Here is a 20,461-nt window from a genome sequence, read left to right as displayed (position 1 = left end):
AATTACAAAACCAATCCAACCGCTACTCTCATTTTTATTCGCAGAAACGAATATAACATTTTGTAGTTGCGGGTTCTTAAAATAGACTGCCACAACCATCGCCAGCTGTTTTTAGCTCCATCACGTGCTGCCTGTAAAGCATCACGTCCAATTTTATCCCAAATAATGGTGTCATAATTTGGGTTTACACCCAAATACTTTGGTAATATTTTAAAATGCCCCTGCCAATAACGTTCTCCTTTAGAAACTTCTGCACTGCCATTGTGCCTTCGGTACTTACTAAAAACCTGCTCTTTATAGGCAATTCCGGAATGCAAGGCAATCCGCATGAACATGTCCCAGTCTTCAGCAAACAACTCCTCATCAAAACCGCCAAGGTCTTTCAAAACTTTAGTTACATACAAACCCGAGGCTGTCGGAATAAAACAGCCATGCTGAACCAACTCCGGAAAGATAAACCCACAAGGCATTTGATGATCAGAAAAAAGTTTCTTTCTATCGGCCACTACCGATTCACGCAAAAGGTTGTCATCATTGTCAATCCACTGAATATCACCATACAAAAAGCCAGGCTGCCAATCCAGTGATTCCATATATGAAACCTGACTTTCAATCTTATCCGGCATCATAATGTCGTCACAAGGCCATGGATGAAAATATTTTGTTTTACATAGCGTTAATGCATGATTCATTGTTCGTGTTATACCCTGATTGGATTCATGCACAATCAGTGTGGCCGGGTTGTTATTTTCAGCCAGCCATTCTTTTATAACAGATACCGAATTGTCTGTACTACAATCATCAATGATGTAAAAATGTCCGGGAGCCCATGTCTGGTTAATAATGCTGTCCAGAGTTTTTCTTAAAAAACGGCTTTGATTGTAACACAAAGCCACAAAGGTTACCAGCTCATCACATCTGTTTGGAAGGGATCTTTCTGTCATAGTTCTTTACTCCTGAAATTGATTAATCACCTTAACAACATACTCTATCTCTTCATTGGTATGCACCGGACTCATTGGAAGACTCAGTTCCTGTTCATGTATCTTCTCAGTTAATGGAAAAGAAAAATCTTGCCAATTTTTAAATACTTCTTGTTTGTGAGGAGGTACAGGGTAATGAACCATGGTCTGAATGCCATTCTCCAATAAATATTTTTGCAATTTATCGCGATTGGGATGCAGAACCGGATAAATATGGTAAACATGTTTACCATATTTTGCCTCTTGAGGCAAAATTAATTTCTCCTTGTTAAGTTTTTCGTTATAGATTTTTGCCAACTCTCTTCGGCGATTATTCTCATCATCCAAACCCTTTAACCGAATGCGTAACCAGGCCGCCTGATTTTCGTCCAACCGCATATTAAATCCTTCGTACATATTGTAGTACTTTTTGTGGGAACCATAATTCCGAAGCGCCTGAACAGCGTTTACGAGTTCTTCATCAGCGGTGGTAATGGCTCCGGCATCGCCCAAAGCCCCCAGATTTTTACCGGGATAAAAACTGTGACCGGCAGCATGGGACAAATTCCCTGCTAACTTGCCATTCCGGCAAGCTGCTCCATGTGCCTGCGCCGCATCTTCAACCAGCAACAGCGAATGATTTTTGCAAATCTCCTGCAAAGCCTCCATATCGGCCAACTGTCCGTAAAGATGAACGGCAAGCACCGCACGGGTCTTTGGTGTAATGGCATTCAGCACATTTTCAACACTGATGTTGTAGGTATCTAAATCCGGTTCAACAAGCACCGGCTTTAATCGGCTCTGTGTGACCGACAAAATAGAAGCAATATAAGTATTGGCCGGAACAATAACCTCGTCCCCATCCTGTAACTTTCCCAACACTTTATATCCTTCAAAAATTAACCGCAAAGCATCCAAGCCGTTGCTAACTCCAACACAGAATGGAGTTCCACAATAAGTGGCATACTCCTGTTCAAAAGCCTTTACCTCGTTACCCAATATATACCATCCCCCCTCAAGAAATTCTTGGGTGGCGCGCATTAAATCAGGAAAATAAGGTTCATTAACCTTTAGCAAATCAAGAAACTTTACCTGCATATCTCTTTTTTGTAAAAATCGTGGCAAAAACCTGCGGCACCAAACCCTTCTTTAAAGGAAGCGAGACCTTCATTTAGCACGGTGCCATTTTCTTCGGTGGAAGTTCCAAAACTTAAATACCGCTTATCTTCATAAGTTTCCATCAGGTAGTTAATTAAAAACTCGGCAGCACATAAATCGCGGCCCGTATGGTTAAAATGAAGATATTGTGTGTGAATAAAATCATTGTCGGTAAACATCCACGTTCCACCTAAAAAAAGGTCTTCCTGGTAAACGAGGATGGTCTTAATATTTTTCGGAAAACGGTTTTGCAACAGCAAAACCTCATCGGTGGAATGAACTGCATTCGTGTTATATTTTCTGGAAAGGTTTTCATTAACCAGAGCCATATATGTGGGTATATCTCCCTTTTCATCAATTCGTAACCCGTTACGGCCAGCCTTATTAAACCGGTATCGCTTATCACGTGCAAAACCGGTAAAGTTTCTCAAATCAATAAAGAAAGAGAGGTCCCGGCGCCATAACTCGTAACCATTTTTCCATAAAACCCATGAATCGGTATCGCTTGGATGTTTGTCAAACACATATGGTTTTTGTTTATACTCAATCCCTTGCAATCCTGCTTCATGTAGGTATATTTCCAACTCAATAAACAACGTATCCAAATCGGAGGAGGAAAAGCGCGGCGACAACACCCAGCCTCCATAGGTCAATCCCTGGTGAGAGTAGAGCACGCCATCGCTTTCATTGGCAGGCAAAACAGCCTTTAGCTTTTTGCCTTTGTAAACCATCAAACTGTGGTCGGTAAAACGCTCCTGGTGGTAATCCATAAACGAACGGTTAAATAGAAAAACGCCATTCCAGGATTGTTGGATGAACTCATCCCATGCTTTATGATTCTCCTTTTTATATTTGACAATATCGAATTGCATAAACTTCTTGTTATTTAAGCATATCCAGCGACCTGATTATTTTTGCCGGAGAGCCTCCCACCTCCGAAAAAGATGGAATATCACGATTTACAAAACTTTTAGGACGGATAATCACCCCATCACCGATGGTAACACCGGCAATTATCATGGTGCCGTGGCCAATAAAACAGTCATCCCCAACAGCTATTGGAGCCTCCGTTATAGGATATTTCTTTAACATTTGTGGACTTGCTGTAGGTCCCGTATCCACAATAAAATGGCAAAACGTTCCGATGGAACACCGCTTACCTATGGATAAAGACGCTGCAAACCCGTTGATGATGGTGTTGTTGCCAATACGCGTTCCATCTCCTATTTGAAGGATTCTTGAAGGATGTCCAAAAATGGTGGTCCGTTTTCCAATCTTTACGTCATCGCCCAACTTCACATTGTTGAGTGAAACAGAAGGATGAACAGAAACATTCTTACCTGTAATAATATTAGAATGAATCATGCCATTAACTATTTACATCCAACTCCGGAAGTTCAACTTTCCTGATAAAACGCGCGGGGTTTCCTCCTACAATCGTATAATCAGGCACATCAGTATCAACATAACTGTTTGAAGCTACAATACAAAACTTTCCAATGGTTACACCCGGTGCAATAACGCATCCGGAGCCAATCCATGAATGGTCTCCGATTGAAATAGGTGCAGATTTCTTTTCAAAAAGTACATTGATGGCAGATTTTTCAGCTAATCCCCAATTAGAAACAATAACATTGTGCTGAGCAATGGAAACATTTTTGCCCAATTTAACATCTGCTTCGGTTCCGTCAAGAGTCACATACATTCCGAAAATGGTACCTGAACCAATTTTAACGACATGCTCTTCACTACCATGAATGGTGCACTCTTTAGCAATTTTTACATCATTGCCAAACGCCACATTATTGATGGAAGTTGATGGATGAACAACCACATTTTCGCCAAAGGAAATGTTGGAAAGTATCATTTTTTGAAAAATTTAATCAATGTCAGAATATAATTTATATGATCAACATTCATGTTTTGATGACAAGGCAGATAGAACGCATCTTCACCATAAAAAACACTGCATTCAATGCCTTGTTTCTGAAGAAATATTTTCAGCTCGTCAAGCGGCCATCCGGGAGCTTTAAACAGAAATGCACCGGGAACTTCTCCAACTTGTGGCTCAAAACGAGTTTCCAGACCTGCCTTTCCGAATTTTTCTTCGAATAATCTGAAATTTTTCAGCCGCCCATCAATAATTTGTTCGCTTTGCTGCTGATAATAATGAAAACATGCCTTGAAGTATTTCCGGCTGTTTGTTTCACAAACTCCGGAGAATTCCAGCCCCCTGTTTGAAACAATCAAACCTCCGGCCTGAACCGGAAACATTTTTGCCATGCTGAAAATGGCAAAATCGCCAACTGTTCCGGCCTTTTTGCCATTTTTGCCTGAATACATTGAATAGGCACAATCTTCGATTAAAGGAAGATGGTGAGCGGTCAGCTTTTCTACCTCATCATGCACAAACCCAAATTCGTGATTCACCAAAATGGCTTTGGTTTTTTCAGTTTTTTGACGACTCCACCGACAAAATTTCTCAATGGTACGCGTAACGCACCCGCTGATATAATGATTTCCGCTGGTAGTAACAATCCACACCTCATTCTCGGGAGCAGGATTGATTTGATTCAACACAGCCTCCAGCGCTGATGTACCTGATGGTGTGATGTAGAATTTTCTGTCGTCAACAGTCACATACGGCAGACCATCATCCAGAAAATTGCTCCACAATTTATGATTTCTGAATTGATAACCACTTGTAAACGGTGACATCAGAAGCTGACCGTTCCGGAAATCATCGGGATTTATGATATAGCCGTTACTCCAATCCACGGAATTTCAGATAATCATCATAAGAACGAATATAGTCCGACTCATCATAAGAGTGTGAAGTTAACACAAGACAAATGGAGCCCGAAGAAAAGTTTTGCTCCCTTGCCCATATTCCGGGAGGAATGTGCAGCCCCATAAATGGCTGATTCAGAAAAAGTGTTTTGCGGTGAATGCCATCTTCCACCATGACTTCGAAACTACCACTTGCCGCCACTAAAAACTGGTGACAGGCAATATGCGAATGAGCTCCGCGATTTTCGCCTGCTGGAATATCATATAGATAAAACACCCGTTGCACATCAAAAGGCAAATCAAATCCATTCTCAACAGGCGTAATCCTGCCGGAAACAGCCGAAATTTGCCTCAGTTGATAGATGTGGCAATCAAAAACTGAAGGAAGGGTCTCTTTACCGGTTAAGTTTGCAGAATAACTCATAATCTCTTATATAATCGGATTCTGAAAACGGATGTGAGGAAATATGCAATGAAAGTGCATTGGTACTGAAATTTTCCATGTGACGCCACGTAAGTGGCGGCACATAAAGTGCTTTATATGAGCGGTTGAGATGGTATTTCCTTTCTTGTCCGTTTTTATCTTTAATAATCACATCAAAACTTCCTGAAAGCGCAATGATGACCTCCTGCTGCGCATGATATGCATGCCCTCCGCGTAACTCTCCACCTGGAACATCATACGTCCAATAAACACGATTTACCTTAAAAGGAAATTGTTTTTGGTTTTCGAGAAAAGTGAGATTTCCCCTTTTGTCGGGAATCTTGGGTAAATCAATCAGTTGTTCCATGTTTTAGAGACTGTTTAAAATTTTATATCGAATCAATTAAATAGATTTTTAGATATTAGATTCTTAGAACCTAAATTTAAACAATTACTTAGAATTCCTGTAGTTCAACCATTTTACGGAAACGGGGGGATTTTTCCTGAAGTTCGGCAAAGGTGCCCGAAGCGGCAATCTGCCCCTTATCCAACAGGTAAATCACATCGGCATTGCGAACCGTTGATAAACGGTGCGCTATGATGACAATGGTATATTTTCCTTTCAGTGCATTGATATTAGCCTGAATAATTCCCTCGTTTTCAGAATCGAGAGCCGATGTGGCCTCATCCATCAACAAAAGAGAACAATCACGGAAGAGTTCCCTCGCGATAGAGATGCGCTGCTTTTGTCCGCCAGAAATCAATACACCGTTATCGCCCAACATGGAGTCCTCTACTTCAGGCATATTTTTAATGGTAGCGGTAAGTGCTGTTTTTTCCATCACTTCCCAGAATCGCTTAATGTTCTCCTCCGACTTTTCAGAACCAAAGGTAACATTGTTAAACACCGTATCATTAAACACCACCGGCTCCTGTGTGATGTATCCAACCATGCGCCGGAAGCTGCGTACTCGTGCAGGCGTTAAAGGCACTCCGTCAATTAATAGCTTTCCTCTTTCAGGTAGAAGCAGTCCGGCCATCATGTTTACGATGGTGGTTTTACCTGAGCCACTCTCACCCACAAATGCAATGGTCTGATTTTTTTGAATGGAGAGGGATATGCCGTTTAATACCGGCGAAATATTTTTTCCATATGAGAAGTAAACATCTTCAAAGCGAATTTCAGTATTTAAAGGCTCCAAATCCTCGTGGTGGGTGCTTTCAACTTTGCGGTCGAACTCTTCATACAGCTCCCTTACCGTTTTAATCCCTCCGGAACTGACCAAAAAGCTTTGCCATGAGTTCTGAACTGACATTAGGCTGGTTAACGAGCGATAGAAAAACACCAGACTTAACACTATGCTAAACATAGAAACATCGAACAGAACCACCTGAACGAATATAACCCCGGCCACCATAGCAATGGAAACCGGTTCGCGCAAAGCTGCCGAAATGGCATTGAGTTTGCCCATGCGCATGGTTAAATCTTCGGCTTCGTTAATGAGACCAATTAACATGCTTCGGTACTTCGAGATTAAGTCTGTGGCTTTTAAATACTTGTAGTTCCACACCGATTCCAGTACTTTTCCCTGCAAACCATTACCTATATATGATTGCTCCAGAGATGAAGTTTCAACCTTTCTGTTGATGTATCTATAGATAAAACTGGACAATAAACCAGCAAGTGTAATAAGCAAAGCAAATTTAAAGTTGGCCATAAATGCCAGAGCCAAATATCCCACCAACATAATGGCTGCTTGCAATGTACTAAGGTAACCCAAAAGTGCACCACCGGCCTTTCCAATTTCGGCAGTAATCACATTTTGGATGCGACCCAGGTCAATATTTACAAAGCCCGGATAAGAAATATTACATAGTCCCTGAACCAGTTTTATGCGGAGCTCCTTCATAAATTTCACCCGTATGCGCGTGAAATAATACATATTGATAAACCCGATAATCCCTTTAAAAGCAAACATCCCCAAAAGAAAAACCAGAATGACCCCAACCGTTAAATCAATACCCAGATAATCAAAAACCCGGATTAAGTAATCCAGGTTTCCCATATCAGAGGCAGATGCATCTCCCGATTCAGCAACCTGAAACAAGGGTATAAACAAAGCCAGTCCGAGGCCATCAAAAAAAGCCACAATGGCGCTCATAAATAATAGAAGAGGAATGCGCCATCCCAATTTTTCATAATAGAAAAGAAAGTAGCGAATCTGACTTGTGTTTTTTATGTGTTTAAGCATTAATATAGGAATTTCATGTGTCTATAATTTGTATTTTAAGGTTCCCGAGTACTCGGGAGAACTCGCCAGATAATCATTCTTACTTCGACTAGGCTCAGTACTTCACCTGTGTGAGAAAAGCTTTGACTTCGTCGATCTGACGATTCTCATGGCTCGTTTCATTTTATTAAAAATCGACGCCGTTCATCACGGCTCCGCCTCCTGAGTCACATTCTACAGATGGATGTGTTCAGTCGATTTCAATGCTGTTGAGAGTACTAATTTAGTACTCTCAACACAAACTTTTTTTAAAATGTGATTAATTACGGTAAATCAATGCCGAAAAACTACATTTATAAGATGAATGAAAAATGCATTTTTTATATGAAACGTAAAGGTTTCAATTGATGTTTTTGAAAACATCAACTCTCCATCATTCGAAACCTGCTGTTCATCACCCTGTTTATACCAACCATCAAAACAAGGTGTTTTTATGAAATAAATGGCGCTAATTTGTGAGTACAAAATGGAAAAAGTCCAAAATTTAATTCACAAACTGTATTATTTATGACTACATATCCGATTATAAGAGTAGGTATCGTTGGCACCGGATGTATTGGACGGGGGTTGGCACTTCTGTTGTCGAAAAGGAACGACATGAAAATCGCAGGTATACTGACGCGGCGAAAAGGAAATATACCCGGTCTGGAAGTTGACCAGAGTTTATTAACCCACGAGCCTGAGAGACTCATGGAAAATTCTGACATCATTGTCATCAGCACCGGAGACCCACTCTACTCCACCGAAATTGCCACCATTGCATTTACATTTAACCTCCCTGTGGTGACCATGGATGCCGACACCCAGGTTCTGTCCGGTTCATGGCTATCGCAAAAAGGACAAATTACCGAAGCAGAAGGCGACCAACCCGGATGTTTGGCTGCTCTTCACAATGAAATTATTGAAATGGGCTTCACACCCCTGGTGTATGGCAATATAAAAGGTTTTTTAAATCAGAATCCTCCAGTAGAGGAAATGACTTACTGGGCCGAAAAACAAGGATTTACACTAAATTCGGTAACATCCTTTACCGATGGCACAAAATTGCAAATAGAACAGTGCCTGGTAGCCAATGGATTCAATGCTCAAATAGCTAAACAGGGACTTATCGGCGAAAGAGTATCAAACCTCGACGACGGAGCCAAGGCGTTGGCTGCAGAGGCCATCAAACAGAATAAAGTTTTAAGCGATTACATCATCTCTCCGCAGGCTCCTCCCGGGGTTTTTATAGTGGCAACACATCATCCCGAACTTGCAAAAGGGTTAAAGACATACAAAATGGGAGACGGACCTTTCTACCTGCACTACAAACCCATCCATTTGTGCTATTTTGAAATTCCCAAAACCATTAAGCAGTTTTATATAACCCGAAATGTATTGCTGGACAATGGAAAAAACCCAACCACAGGAGTTGCCACCATAGCCAAAAAGGAAATTGCTCCGGGAACCATTATTGATAAAGGAATTGGTTCATTTTTCGTGCGTGGTGAAGTAGTTGAATTGGAAGGCAACGAAACCATGGTTCCAATTGGCCTCATGGAACATGTGCATATAAAGCGAAAACTGGAACCCGGACAGATGGTCACTTTTGATGATGTTGAGGTTCCTGAATCAATGGCTCTTAATGCCTGGAACGAAACAATGGCTGCACGAGCAATTATTACTGCTCGTTTTTAGTCATCATCACGACCGGCAATTATCTTTGAGCCAAATTTAACCACTTTGGCAAATAAAGGACTCTTTGCCAGGAAACGGCCTGTATTCATAACCGGATTTAATAGCACATGTGGAAAAGTTATAAAATGCGTGTAAGCTCCATGAACCTTATGGAGCTTACATCCTAAAGATTCCTTATAGCTCACCAATCCATCCTCGCCAAAATCTACAATGGAAACATTATAATATTTATATCCTTCTTTATGGATTTGGGTTATCAGATGGTGCTGTAAATAGTGCTGCAATCCATTGGCATAGGCAAACTCGTCGGCAGCAATCATAATCCCATACATCCTCTTGTCACGCACCAATGCACATCTTACACAGTGTATTTCTCCATCAACCTCCAGATAATAAAGTCGAAGTAACCCCGCAGCAAACAGCTTATCTACCGCTTCTTTACTCATGTTTTTATATGGGTAAGGATAGTATTTTCCGTTAAATTTTTCATTCCTTATCCTCTGTGTTTCAGACAACAGCTCATGTAGTTTATCCAGAATGCGTTGAGAAGTCTCCTCATGCAGCTTTGGTTCCAGCTTAGCGGCCTTTCTGGAATTGTACTTGATTGATTTGCTAAACTTCAGCGGTTCTTCTTCATTTTCCAGGAATCGCACAAATTCACGATTTGTACGATGAAAAAAACCTTTGGCTTTACACTTCCATTGATACTGCTGGTCATAATATAGCATATCAATTTTTGAAAGGCCTTTTCTTTTGGCAAATTTTAATAGTGGCCTGAGACATTCATTGTATAACTCCTCGCTTTTTTCTATTAATGCCGGACCTGCATAGAAATAAAAATAGCGACCGGTAATGCGGCTACCGTACTCTACAAGTCCTGCAATTTTAGCTACCACAGTGCCACCTCGTTCAAAATGCAGGTAAATGATCTGCTTCCCATCGGCCACAGATTCCATAAAAGCCGACGTTAAAAAAAGACTATAACAATAATCAGACAAACCTGATTCATACTCCTCTTTCGATACCTCTTTTACCCTGATTTTATCTTTTACCCTAACCATGGTCATAGTTCTTTGACTTTAAAACATTTATTTAAAGATAATTTCTATATAAATCTCTTCAGGAAACCAATTACCCCCTTATCTGATGCAGGGAGTTTGCGTCCTAAATTTAATAACGGGTTCAGAAATTTTTGGGGATAAATAAGAAAATTGGTCGTAGAACCACTGAGTTCAATCTTTTCAGCACCCATTGAACTTTTATATTTTTCAATCCCTGCATTTCCATCATCTCCAGTTCCTCCACCCGGGTTATAATATTTAAACCCTTCATTTTTAAACTTTTCAATAAAGGAATGGTCAACCAGTGAAGAGAGCCCATTTTGATATGCAAAATCATCTGAACCCATCAACAGACCATAAACCCGCCCATCCTGTTCAATGTTTAATACAACACAGTGAATTTCTTCATTTTCATCCACCACATAATGCAACATGCCGGCTTTACTTTGAACCAAACGAGTTATTGACCCCTTATTCATGAGTTGCAGATAAAAAGGGTTGTAATCGTTTCCATACTTTTGGATGCGAACCTGACGTGTATTCTCAAGTAATTCAAACAACTTCTCAAGAACTTCCAGAGAATTACTGCTGGATATTTTAACTCCAGCATTCAACGCCTTTTTTACGTTCTTCTTAAAACCTTTGCTGAAATGCAAGTTCTCGCCATTATTCAGGTTCACAACATATTCAAAGCGCCGGGTTTTAAAAAAACCAGCTGTATTGCACTCCATAGTATGCTGCTGGTCGTATGAGCCCAATACAATTCTTGCAATTCTTTCATGTTTTGCAAATTCTAAAAGAGCCAGATGAACAGAGTTATATAGTTTCTCATCATCAGATTTTAATGCCGGTGAAGCATAGCAATACAACTGTACGCCTTTAATTTTTCCGCCATTGATAAGTATACCGGATAGTTTTGCAACGATAGTGTCATCCATTAAAAAATTCAGAAAGACGGGACGAACCGACTTGTTGCAAACAGAGTTAACCCATTCGGGAGATAGAAACAGACTATATCTAAAACTATTTAAGTCAGAACTCCATTGGGTATCATCTACAAATTGAACTATTATTTGATTGGGAAGCTGCTCTCTGTTATATTCCATACACTTTAATTCTTAACAGAGTGAAATTACTTCATAAAAGGGAGATATTTACTTTTTTTACATGATTCCATAAATCATGTTTACTAACAGTAAGAATTAAGTGACCAATGTATATGCCCTATTTCTATTATCTTTTTTTTCCAATCGCCACTCCGAATTCATCTTCCTGGTACTCAAAAAGGTCAAATCCTGCGTCATTTAACTCCTCCTTAATCTCATCGGAATGATAAAATTTCACAAATTCAGGATCCAAACAATCCCCCCTTTCCACAGTCTCATTGCCCCGTATACGGGCAAAAAAGTTACCAACCTTTTCAAGCCGTTTAGAGTTAAGCCTCATCCATTTTGCAGGCCAATATGAAACAACAATAATCCCGTCTTTTTCCAGTACCTTTGAGGCCTTACGCAGCATATTTACACGTACATCGCGCCCTTTTACGTGAATGTAAGATCCCCAACCAATAATTACTGCATCATAGGTTTTATTGAGTTCGGGAAAATCATCCCTCTCCACAGGCTCAATGGCAAGTGGCAGGTTTTCCCTTTTAAAAAATTCATTGCCATTTTTTCTAAAAAGGCTATTGTATTCACAGCCGGCTACTTTAAACCCGAGTTTATGAAATCCATATAACTCTCTTCCACCACCAACTGCGGTAATATAAATGGTTTTTACTTTGGAAAAATATCTCTTAACAAACTGCTTTTCCCATTTATGCAAATGCTTATTGTGCTCGTCGTTAAAGTACTCTTTTCTTTCATCATATAAAATACGATCAATCTTAGCCAAATCATCGCGCTTAAACAATCCAAGACACATCCCGACTAGGAGACTATACGGAAACCTGAATATTCGTTTTGGCACCCAATTCTTTTTGTAAATTTTGTTGATGAAAATAAAAAATTTAATCATAGCAATATATTTATGGTGATTTTAATATAAAAACCATAGGAACTGTAGGAACATTTAAAGGGGAGTAGAAATGTACTCCAAAAATGGATTTTTAAGGATAACTGTATAATCGCTTCGAGATTATACAGTAGTTTAAAAGAGAACTTCAAGTTAAGAAAACAGTTCTATATTCTCATATCATCTTCCACCAACGAATTGAATTAATTGATCAAAACATAAAATGCTTTGATCAATTTTCATAATCAAATGTGATGATTGCTTGTTTACATTTAAAGTTGGAATAACAATATGCACTGTTAATCAAAAAAAGGATTCCATTGATATAAAAAGAGAGAATATGGAGCATATTCTTTCTACATTTGATAATAATATAACATGAAAAACTTCCAGTATGAGTCAGAATAACTCTTTGACCTTTGAGATATGTACCAATCAGACGAACCCCGAATGGGACCAATTTATATCCGGAATATCATCGGTATGTCATGAACAATCATCGGTTTGGGCCGACACCATGACGTTATCCGGTTGGAGTTCAGCCAGAGTAATAGTAAAAGAGAATGATAAGATTGTTTGCGGAGCGCAAATACTCACCATTGAAATTCCATTTTTCGGTCAATTTGGATATATCCAACAAGGTCCATGTATAAAAAGCGCCGAGAATGATGCCGTTAAACTATTGATTGACCAAATCAAAGAATTCACAAAAAAGAACAAACTTCAATTCACAACGGTTGATATGGCCTACAACCTTAAGGAATTACCACAAATTACCGAAGATAAAGATTTCTCACCACATCCCGATCGACTACCACCTGAAGCCCCAATTACAAGTACTTTAATTCTGGATCTTACTCAGGAATTGGATACAATAATGGCAGGTTTTAAATCGGGTAGGCGAAAAAGTATCCGCTCCGGATTAAAACATGGATTGGAAATCAGAACCGGTACAAGAAACGATATAGAACTACTTTTTGATTTAATAGATCAAACCTGTAAAAGAAGAGATACAAAGCCACTCTACCCGGACATCTCATTCTTGTATAAATTATGGGATACATTTGCTCCCAACAAATGGGTAGTCATGCACATTGCAGAAACAGACGGACAGCCGGTATGCGCATCGTTGAGTTTCACTTTTGGTGATACCTTCAGAAACAGCATCTGGGGTTGGTCAGGTGACTATGTGCATTTGAATGCTTCAGACGTTATCGATTGGAAAACCATTTGTTGGGCTAAAGAAAATGGCTTTAAATATTATGATTTTGTTCATCTTGATACCATCTCTGCCAAAGCTATTTTGGCAGGCAACAACCATGTAACAGAAGAAATAAAGGAACGCCCCCATTACGGTTCAACCTTTTATAAAATGCGATTTGGTGGAGATGTAATATTTTATCCTGGAGTTTATTCTTTTTTCCCTTCGAAATTCAAAAAACTGCTGTTTACTGTCTCAGCAAAATACCTGTTGAACAATTCTTTAATAAAAAAAATCATCAGAATAATCAGAAACAAAGCGTCTCATAAAAACTGATTTATGAACAAAAAGGAGAAGCTTAAAATATCTACAGAAATTTGCACCTCAACTCCAAGCCCTGAGTGGGATCAATTTGCAAGTTTAATGGACGGAGCAAGTTACGAACAAACCTCCCTTTGGGGTGATTTAAAACATTGGGATGGTTGGAAAGCAACAAGATTAATTGTAAAAAGAGATGATGAAATTCTTTGTGGAACACAAATATATACTATGGACATCCCGCTTTTTGGAAAGGTGGGTTACATCTCTCAAGGTCCTTGCTTTTCAGGTAATCAGGTAAATGGGGCTGTAATACTTTTAAAGGAAATTAAGAAGTTTGCCAGAAAACAAAAGTTACGCTATCTAACCATTGATATACATTACAAATTACCCAGATTTATAGATATTATTAAAAAAAATGGATTCAGACGACATCCGGATTATATCCCTCCTAATCCCAACATAAAAAGCACACAGGTCATTGATTTGCGTCAAACTGAGGAAGGAATCCTCGCCGGCTTTAAAAAGAATCGAAGAAAAAGTGTCAAAGAAGGACTAAAAAATCCCATCCAATTAAAGCCCGGCAAAAGAGAAGATATTCCGTTGTTGTTTGCTTTGGTTAATAAAACCTGCGAAAGAATTGGTGTTCAAAGCAGCTACCCCGATATCAACTATCTTTACGACTTATGGGACAAAATGCATCCTAATGGTTGGGTGACTATGTTAATTGGAGAGATAAACGGGGAAGTCGTTTCTGCATCTTTGGCCTTTACATTTGGCAACACATTTCGCGACACAATTTGGGGCTGGAGTGGAGAATATTCATCAGCAAATTTCTCAGATGCCATAACATGGCAGTTAATGCTATGGGCAAAGGAAAACGGATTCGAGTTTTATGACCTGGTTCAATTGGATGATGTTTCTGCAAAGGCTATTTTATCAGGCCAGGAGATAAATCAGGAAATTAAAAACAGGGTTCGTTTTGGCGCAACATTTTACAAAATGAGATTTGGTGGTGAAACCATATTCTACCCCGGAACTTATACCTGGTTTTCATCACCATTTATTAAATGGTTGTTACTATTCTCGTCAAAATATCTGATTCACAACCAGATTATCAGGAAAACAATTCGCATAATCAGGAAAAACCGCAGAAAAGAAAAACAGGTTCCTGTTTAACGTGGAAGTTTGATCTTATAGCTGGTTTCTGCCTTGCCTTCCGAGATGGCATTCAATCGTCGTTTTATCAGTCGCTTTCTTAAGGGCGAAAGATAATCCACAAATAATTTGCCTTCAATATGATCATATTCGTGCTGAATGATGCGAGCCGCAAAACCTTCGTAAACCTCATCGTGTTCAACAAAATTTTCATCGTCGTAACGAATCCTGATTTTACCGGGACGGGAAACTTCCTCCCGAATACCCGGAAGACTTAAACATCCTTCGGCTTCATTTACTTTTGAACCTTCAAACTCTACAATTTCGGCATTAATAAAAACCTTCTTAAATCCGTTCAGCTCAGGGAAATCTTCAGCCAGGTCATTACCATCAATTACAAACAACCGGATTGGGATGCCAATCTGCGGGGCAGCAAGTCCTACCCCATCAGCTTTGTACATGGTTTCCCACATATCTTCAATCAATTGAGATAAACCTTCATAATCACTGTCAATTTCCTCTGCCACTTTCCGCAAAACCGGATGGCCATATACTACTACCGGATAAATCATCTTCTAATATATAATCTGCTATTTATATTAATTACAGTGCGATTAGCAATTTTTACTTAGAGAACATACCTGCCATATACAAAACCGCCTTCTCATACAGCATACCTAATATCTCTTCACTTTGTATTACTTCAATCATTCTCTAAATCCAAACATAGCTCGAAAACTTTCACTTTACCTGCCCCCGTCCAGATAACTCTGCAAAATAATGGTGGCGCTTATTTTATCCACCATCGCTTTATCGCGTCGAGCCATTTTTTTCATCCCTCCATCAATCATGGCCTTTAATGCCAACTGACTGGTATAACGTTCATCTACCCATTTAACAGGTATTTGCGGGAATTTGTTCTTTAAACTATTCACAAAGGGGCGAATATAGTTCATTGATTCAGAGTCTTCACCGTTTGCCTGGCGCGCGTACCCCACAACGAACAACTCCACCTCCTCTTTTAAAAGATATTCTTTTAAAAACGGCAGTACATCATGCACCTGTAATGTTGTAATCCCATTTGCAATAATTTGCAATGGATCGGTGGCTGCAATACCTACCCGTTTTTTTCCTACATCAAAGGCCAATACACGTGCCAAATTCCTAATTTTAAATAATTGAACGTGCAAAATTACAGAAAATATTGGAGAATGAAGAATTTTGAATCAGACACAAAAAAGCCGCCCCTTAAACGGGGGCGGCTTTGATTTATCTCAGTTATAAAAACTCTATAACTACTTACGACTGCTTAATATTAGCCTGGGCCGCAGCCAAACGTGCAATAGGCACACGGAAAGGAGAACAAGAAACGTAGTTCATTCCTGCTTTTACACAGAACTCAACCGATGAAGGCTCACCTCCGTGTTCACCGCAAATACCGATTTTCAGGTTATTACGTTTGCTTCTTCCTTTTTCAATACCCATTTTCACTAACTGACCAACACCTTCTTGATCTAACACCTGGAAAGGATCGTGCTTTAAAATTCCTTTTGCAATGTACTCTGGTAAAAATTTACCTGCATCATCACGAGAATATCCTAAAGCCATCTGAGTTAAATCGTTTGTTCCAAATGAGAAGAACTCAGCTACCTCTGCAACTTCATCAGCAGTAAGAGCAGCGCGAGGAACTTCAATCATTGTACCTACAAGGAAATCAATAGATTCGTTACGCTCAGCAAATACTTTTGCGATGGTTTCTCTTACTATGCTCTCTTGAAATTTCAACTCTTTAACGTTACCAATAAGAGGAATCATAATTTCAGGTAATGTAGAAATTCCTTCCTTCTTAAGATCCAGAGCGGCTTCAATAATAGCACGAGCTTGCATTTCAGTGATTTCAGGATAAGTGTTACCTAAACGACAACCTCTATGTCCTAACATTGGGTTAAACTCATGTAAGTCTTCTACCTTTTGTTTAACCGTTTCAACCGAAATACCCATTTCTTTAGCCATTTCAGCCTGGTTTGCCTCTTCGTGAGGAACAAACTCATGCAATGGTGGATCTAATAGACGAACGGTAACAGGTAGTCCGGCCATTACTTTGAATACATCATAAAAATCTTTGCGCTGAATTGGCAATAGTTTCTCAAGAGCTTTTCTTCTTCCGGTCTCATCGTCAGCCAAAATCATTTCACGCATAGCCTTAATACGCTCTCCTTCGAAGAACATGTGCTCAGTACGACAAAGACCAATACCTGCAGCTCCAAATTTCAATGCCACTTTACACTCTCTCTCAGTTTCAGCATTTGTTCTTACATCGATCTTACGGAATTTATCTGATAAATCCATAATTTCGCCAAAATCGCCACTTAATTCAGCATCAATAGTAGCAATCTTTCCTTCATAAACCTCACCGGTAGAACCATTTAGAGAAATCCAATCTCCATCATTATAAGTCTTACCTTTTAGTTTAAGAGTTCTGGCTTTGTAATCAATAACACATTCACCTGCACCAGATACACAGCATTTACCCATTCCTCGAGCTACTACAGCAGCGTGAGAAGTCATACCTCCCTTTGCAGTCAAAATTCCTTTTGCAATATCCATACCTTCTAAATCTTCAGGAGAAGTTTCGATACGTACCAATATTGAAACCGGATATTTTTTCGCCTCATCGGCATGGAAAACAATCTGCCCGGTAGCAGCACCCGGAGAAGCTGGTAATCCTTTTGCTATAACGTTAGCTCCTTTTATGGCTTCTTTGTCAAATACAGGGTGTAATAACTCATCTAATTTATTGGGATCTTGACGCAAGATTGCAGTTTTTTCATCAATCATGCCCTCTTTAAGCATATCCATTGCAATTTTAACCATTGCAGCAGCAGTACGCTTTCCGCTACGAGTTTGAAGCATCCACAGTTTACCATCCTGAATGGTAAACTCAAGATCTTGCATATCTTTGAAGTACTCCTCTAATTTTCTTTGAGTTTCATTCAACTCTTTGTAAGCAGCAGGCATCGCCTCTTCTAATGAGGGGAATTTAGCAAGTCTCTCTTCTTCCGATACTCCCTGGAGTTTAGCCCATCTTAAACTACCTTCTTTAGTAATTTCCTGAGGTGTACGAACCCCGGATACAACATCTTCTCCCTGAGCATTAATTAAGTACTCTCCGTTAAAAATGTTCTCTCCTGTTGCAGAATCACGCGTAAAAGCAACTCCTGTTGCAGAGTTATCGCCCATGTTACCAAAAACCATTGCCTGAACGTTTACTGCAGTACCCCACTCTTCGGAGAATTGGTTCATGGCACGGTAATATTTTGCACGAGGATTCATCCAGCTGTCGAATACTGCACAAACAGACCCCCATAATTGCTCCCATGGATCAACAGGGAAATCTTGTCCCGTTTTAGCTTTTACTGCTACCTTAAATTTAGAAACTAATTCTTTTAAGTCATCAACAGTTAAATCTGTATCATTCTCAATTCCTCTTGAATGTTTCATTTCTTCCATGATTTCTTCAAAAGGATCAATATCCTCTTTTGACTCAGGTTTCATTCCCATTACTACGTCTCCGTACATTTGTACAAATCTGCGATATGAATCCCAAGCAAAACGCTCGTTACCTGATTTTTTTGCAATACCTTCAACAGCCTCATCATTAAGACCAAGGTTCAATACGGTGTCCATCATACCAGGCATTGATACTCTTGCTCCTGAACGAACGGACATCAATAATGGGTTTTCTTTATCTCCAAATTTGGTTCCCATTATTTTTTCAACATAAGCCATTGCAGCTTCACACTCTTCTTTTAATAGAGCAATTACTTTCTCTTTTCCTAATTGGTTATACTCTGTACAAGTATCAGTTGTGATAGTGAATCCAGGAGGCACTGGCACTCCAATCAAATTCATTTCAGCAAGATTTGCTCCCTTACCACCTAGCAGATTCTTCATATCTGCTTTTCCTTCGGCCTGTCCGTTACCGAAAGTATAAACACGTTTTTTACTCATAACTGTTTTTCTTGTTTGTTGGTTATATTGAGTTGATTACTTAATTATTTCATTATCGATTTTTTGGCACTACAAATTAACTGAATTTTTCTCACTTTTTAACTACCTTTTGTAGTTAATCGTGATTTAACCAAATCACACTATAATTGAGCAACTTAATCAATAATCCACAGATAAAAGTGCCAAACACTTTTTGCTAAAAATAATTAAGCTATCTTAAAAAAAGAGTACTACACATTAATCACTTTAAAAACTGTTTACAAGCAAAGATTTGAACCAAAGTGTAATTGAATTTCATAAAAAGAGCTCCAAACAATTATATTGTTTGGAGCCCAACAGAAAATAAATTTCACAACTTTATTTAACAGGGTAATGATTTTCGAATTCAGATGCTTTCATTAAAAAGTCAACATACTGTGCTCGTTTATAAGCATATGGTTGTTTCAAACTTGTTTTCGACATTTTTCCTTTAAAATCATCAATTGATGAATATCCCTTTTTGTTCATCCAATCCGAAAGTTCATTAAGAATTGTGTTAATGGCAGAAGTTCCATTCTTATATAAAGTACTTACAACTTGAACCGCATCAGCGCCAGCAAGAATTGAAGCAGCAACATCTGTGCCTTTTAATATTCCGGTATTTGCTACCAAAGACCCTTTTACCTGACCAGACAACAACCCCATGTATCTAAGTGACAATCTGTTGTCACCATCTTTGCTTAAATTATATGGCATTTGCAGAACCTCTTCCCATACATCAATATCAGGTTGAAACAATCTGTTAAAAAGCACATATCCATCAGCTCCAATTTCCTCTAGTCGTTTAATAAAGGCCAATGGATTTGTGTAATATGGGCTCAATTTAACAGAAACAGGAATTTTCACTTTACCTTTTATCTTTTTTAGTACCTCAACCTGCAAATTCTCAATTTCATGCGGATCCTTATCCGCATCTGTTATAGTGGCATAGAAATTAAGTTCCAAAGCATCTGCGCCAGCATTTGCCAAATGCAATGCATACTCTTCCCAACTCTCTTTGTAAATACAATTCAAACTCGCAATAACAGGAATTGAAACATTCTCCTTTAACTCCTTTAACGCAAGCAAGTGCGCTTTGGGTCCTGAATGCTCGATGTTAGGAAAAAGATTCAACATTTCTGCATGTCGATCATCATACTGATGTAAATCTTCACTCAATTGGGCGGCTTCAAGATTAAGCTGCTCCTCAAATAAGGATTTAAACACAATGGCAGAAGCTCCTGCCTCTTCTAATTCTTTGGCTTTCGAAATGTCGAGTGAAAGATTACAAGCACCCACAATGACTGGGTTCTTCAATTTTAGTCCAAGGTAGTTGGTTGAAATATTCATATCTGATAAATTTAAGGGATTAACGATAA

At 39.2% G+C, this 20,461-nt stretch carries 19 protein-coding genes; 3 read left to right on the top strand and 16 right to left on the bottom strand.

Annotated features, from left to right (window positions below):
* Nucleotides 1-2: 2 nt before the first annotated feature.
* The 9 genes from EV194_RS13910 to EV194_RS13870 all read right to left on the bottom strand — a co-directional run bounded on the left by EV194_RS13910 (nucleotide 3) and on the right by EV194_RS13870 (nucleotide 7,586).
* Nucleotides 3-944 (bottom strand): glycosyltransferase, encoded by a 942-nt coding sequence (locus EV194_RS13910; protein WP_132434646.1) that lies wholly within the window; start codon nucleotides 942-944, stop codon nucleotides 3-5.
* A gap of 6 nt (nucleotides 945-950) precedes the next feature.
* The gene (locus EV194_RS13905) at nucleotides 951-2,060 is read right to left on the bottom strand and encodes a DegT/DnrJ/EryC1/StrS family aminotransferase (protein WP_132434645.1); all 1,110 of its coding nucleotides are present in this window, start codon (nucleotides 2,058-2,060) and stop codon (nucleotides 951-953) included.
* Nucleotides 2,051-2,992 (bottom strand): GNAT family N-acetyltransferase, encoded by a 942-nt coding sequence (locus tag EV194_RS13900; protein WP_132434644.1) that lies wholly within the window; start codon nucleotides 2,990-2,992, stop codon nucleotides 2,051-2,053. Before EV194_RS13900 ends, EV194_RS13905 begins: the two co-directional genes overlap by 10 nt.
* 10 nt (nucleotides 2,993-3,002) lie before the next feature.
* A complete protein-coding gene (locus EV194_RS13895) occupies nucleotides 3,003-3,485 on the bottom strand; it encodes an acyltransferase (RefSeq protein WP_132434643.1) in 483 nt (160 codons plus the stop codon).
* 4 nt (nucleotides 3,486-3,489) lie between these two features.
* Nucleotides 3,490-3,987 (bottom strand): acyltransferase, encoded by a 498-nt coding sequence (locus tag EV194_RS13890; RefSeq protein WP_132434642.1) that lies wholly within the window; start codon nucleotides 3,985-3,987, stop codon nucleotides 3,490-3,492.
* Nucleotides 3,984-4,898 carry a DegT/DnrJ/EryC1/StrS family aminotransferase gene (locus EV194_RS13885; protein ID WP_132434641.1) on the bottom strand — a complete coding sequence of 305 codons (915 nt, stop codon included), beginning with the start codon at nucleotides 4,896-4,898 and terminating at the stop codon, nucleotides 3,984-3,986. Before EV194_RS13885 ends, EV194_RS13890 begins: the two co-directional genes overlap by 4 nt.
* Nucleotides 4,885-5,334, bottom strand: coding sequence for a sugar 3,4-ketoisomerase (locus EV194_RS13880; RefSeq protein WP_132434640.1), 450 nt, complete (start codon nucleotides 5,332-5,334; stop codon nucleotides 4,885-4,887). The genes EV194_RS13885 and EV194_RS13880 overlap by 14 nt, the downstream gene beginning before the upstream one ends.
* Entirely contained in the window at nucleotides 5,306-5,701 is a 396-nt protein-coding gene (locus EV194_RS13875; protein WP_132434639.1) for a sugar 3,4-ketoisomerase, read from the bottom strand. Before EV194_RS13875 ends, EV194_RS13880 begins: the two co-directional genes overlap by 29 nt.
* Nucleotides 5,702-5,789: 88 nt before the next feature.
* On the bottom strand, nucleotides 5,790-7,586 hold the full coding sequence (locus EV194_RS13870; protein WP_132434638.1) for an ABC transporter ATP-binding protein: 1,797 nt from the start codon (nucleotides 7,584-7,586) through the stop codon (nucleotides 5,790-5,792).
* A gap of 546 nt (nucleotides 7,587-8,132) precedes the next feature.
* On the opposite strand from EV194_RS13870, the gene EV194_RS13865 reads away from it, so the two are divergent.
* Nucleotides 8,133-9,302, top strand: a complete 1,170-nt coding sequence (locus EV194_RS13865; protein ID WP_132434637.1) for an NAD(P)-dependent oxidoreductase — start codon at nucleotides 8,133-8,135, stop codon at nucleotides 9,300-9,302.
* On the opposite strand, the gene EV194_RS13860 is transcribed toward EV194_RS13865, so the two are convergent.
* The 3 genes from EV194_RS13860 to EV194_RS13850 form a co-directional block, all read right to left on the bottom strand.
* Nucleotides 9,299-10,369 (bottom strand): GNAT family N-acetyltransferase, encoded by a 1,071-nt coding sequence (locus EV194_RS13860; protein WP_132434636.1) that lies wholly within the window; start codon nucleotides 10,367-10,369, stop codon nucleotides 9,299-9,301. The two genes, EV194_RS13865 and EV194_RS13860, sit on opposite strands and share 4 nt — an antisense overlap.
* 38 nt (nucleotides 10,370-10,407) lie before the next feature.
* Entirely contained in the window at nucleotides 10,408-11,469 is a 1,062-nt protein-coding gene (locus EV194_RS13855; RefSeq protein ID WP_132434635.1) for a GNAT family N-acetyltransferase, read from the bottom strand.
* A 127-nt stretch (nucleotides 11,470-11,596) separates the two neighbouring features.
* Nucleotides 11,597-12,379, bottom strand: coding sequence for a hypothetical protein (locus tag EV194_RS13850; RefSeq protein WP_132434634.1), 783 nt, complete (start codon nucleotides 12,377-12,379; stop codon nucleotides 11,597-11,599).
* Between the two features lie 391 nt (nucleotides 12,380-12,770).
* Here EV194_RS13850 and EV194_RS13845 point away from each other — a divergent pair, with 391 nt between their 5' ends.
* Nucleotides 12,771-13,913, top strand: a complete 1,143-nt coding sequence (locus EV194_RS13845) for a lipid II:glycine glycyltransferase FemX (protein ID WP_132434633.1) — start codon at nucleotides 12,771-12,773, stop codon at nucleotides 13,911-13,913.
* 3 nt (nucleotides 13,914-13,916) lie between these two features.
* Nucleotides 13,917-15,074 (top strand): lipid II:glycine glycyltransferase FemX, encoded by a 1,158-nt coding sequence (locus EV194_RS13840; protein WP_132434632.1) that lies wholly within the window; start codon nucleotides 13,917-13,919, stop codon nucleotides 15,072-15,074.
* Here EV194_RS13840 and def read toward each other — a convergent pair.
* From def to EV194_RS13820, 4 genes are all read right to left on the bottom strand, one after another.
* Complete coding sequence (def, locus tag EV194_RS13835; RefSeq protein ID WP_132434631.1) at nucleotides 15,071-15,625, bottom strand: peptide deformylase; 555 nt, start codon at nucleotides 15,623-15,625, stop codon at nucleotides 15,071-15,073. The two genes, EV194_RS13840 and def, sit on opposite strands and share 4 nt — an antisense overlap.
* A gap of 174 nt (nucleotides 15,626-15,799) precedes the next feature.
* Nucleotides 15,800-16,213, bottom strand: a complete 414-nt coding sequence (ruvX, locus tag EV194_RS13830) for a Holliday junction resolvase RuvX (RefSeq protein WP_132434630.1) — start codon at nucleotides 16,211-16,213, stop codon at nucleotides 15,800-15,802.
* A gap of 139 nt (nucleotides 16,214-16,352) precedes the next feature.
* Entirely contained in the window at nucleotides 16,353-19,064 is a 2,712-nt protein-coding gene (gene ppdK / locus EV194_RS13825) for a pyruvate, phosphate dikinase (protein ID WP_132434629.1), read from the bottom strand.
* A gap of 357 nt (nucleotides 19,065-19,421) precedes the next feature.
* A complete protein-coding gene (locus EV194_RS13820; protein WP_132434628.1) occupies nucleotides 19,422-20,432 on the bottom strand; it encodes a dihydroorotate dehydrogenase-like protein in 1,011 nt (336 codons plus the stop codon).
* Nucleotides 20,433-20,461 lie beyond the last annotated feature (29 nt).

This window comes from Natronoflexus pectinivorans (assembly GCF_004345615.1).
In the GTDB taxonomy this organism is placed as follows: Bacteria; Bacteroidota; Bacteroidia; order Bacteroidales; family Marinilabiliaceae; genus Natronoflexus; species Natronoflexus pectinivorans.
Note: the sequence above shows the minus strand (reverse complement) of the source record. Positions and strands in the feature narration are given on the sequence as shown.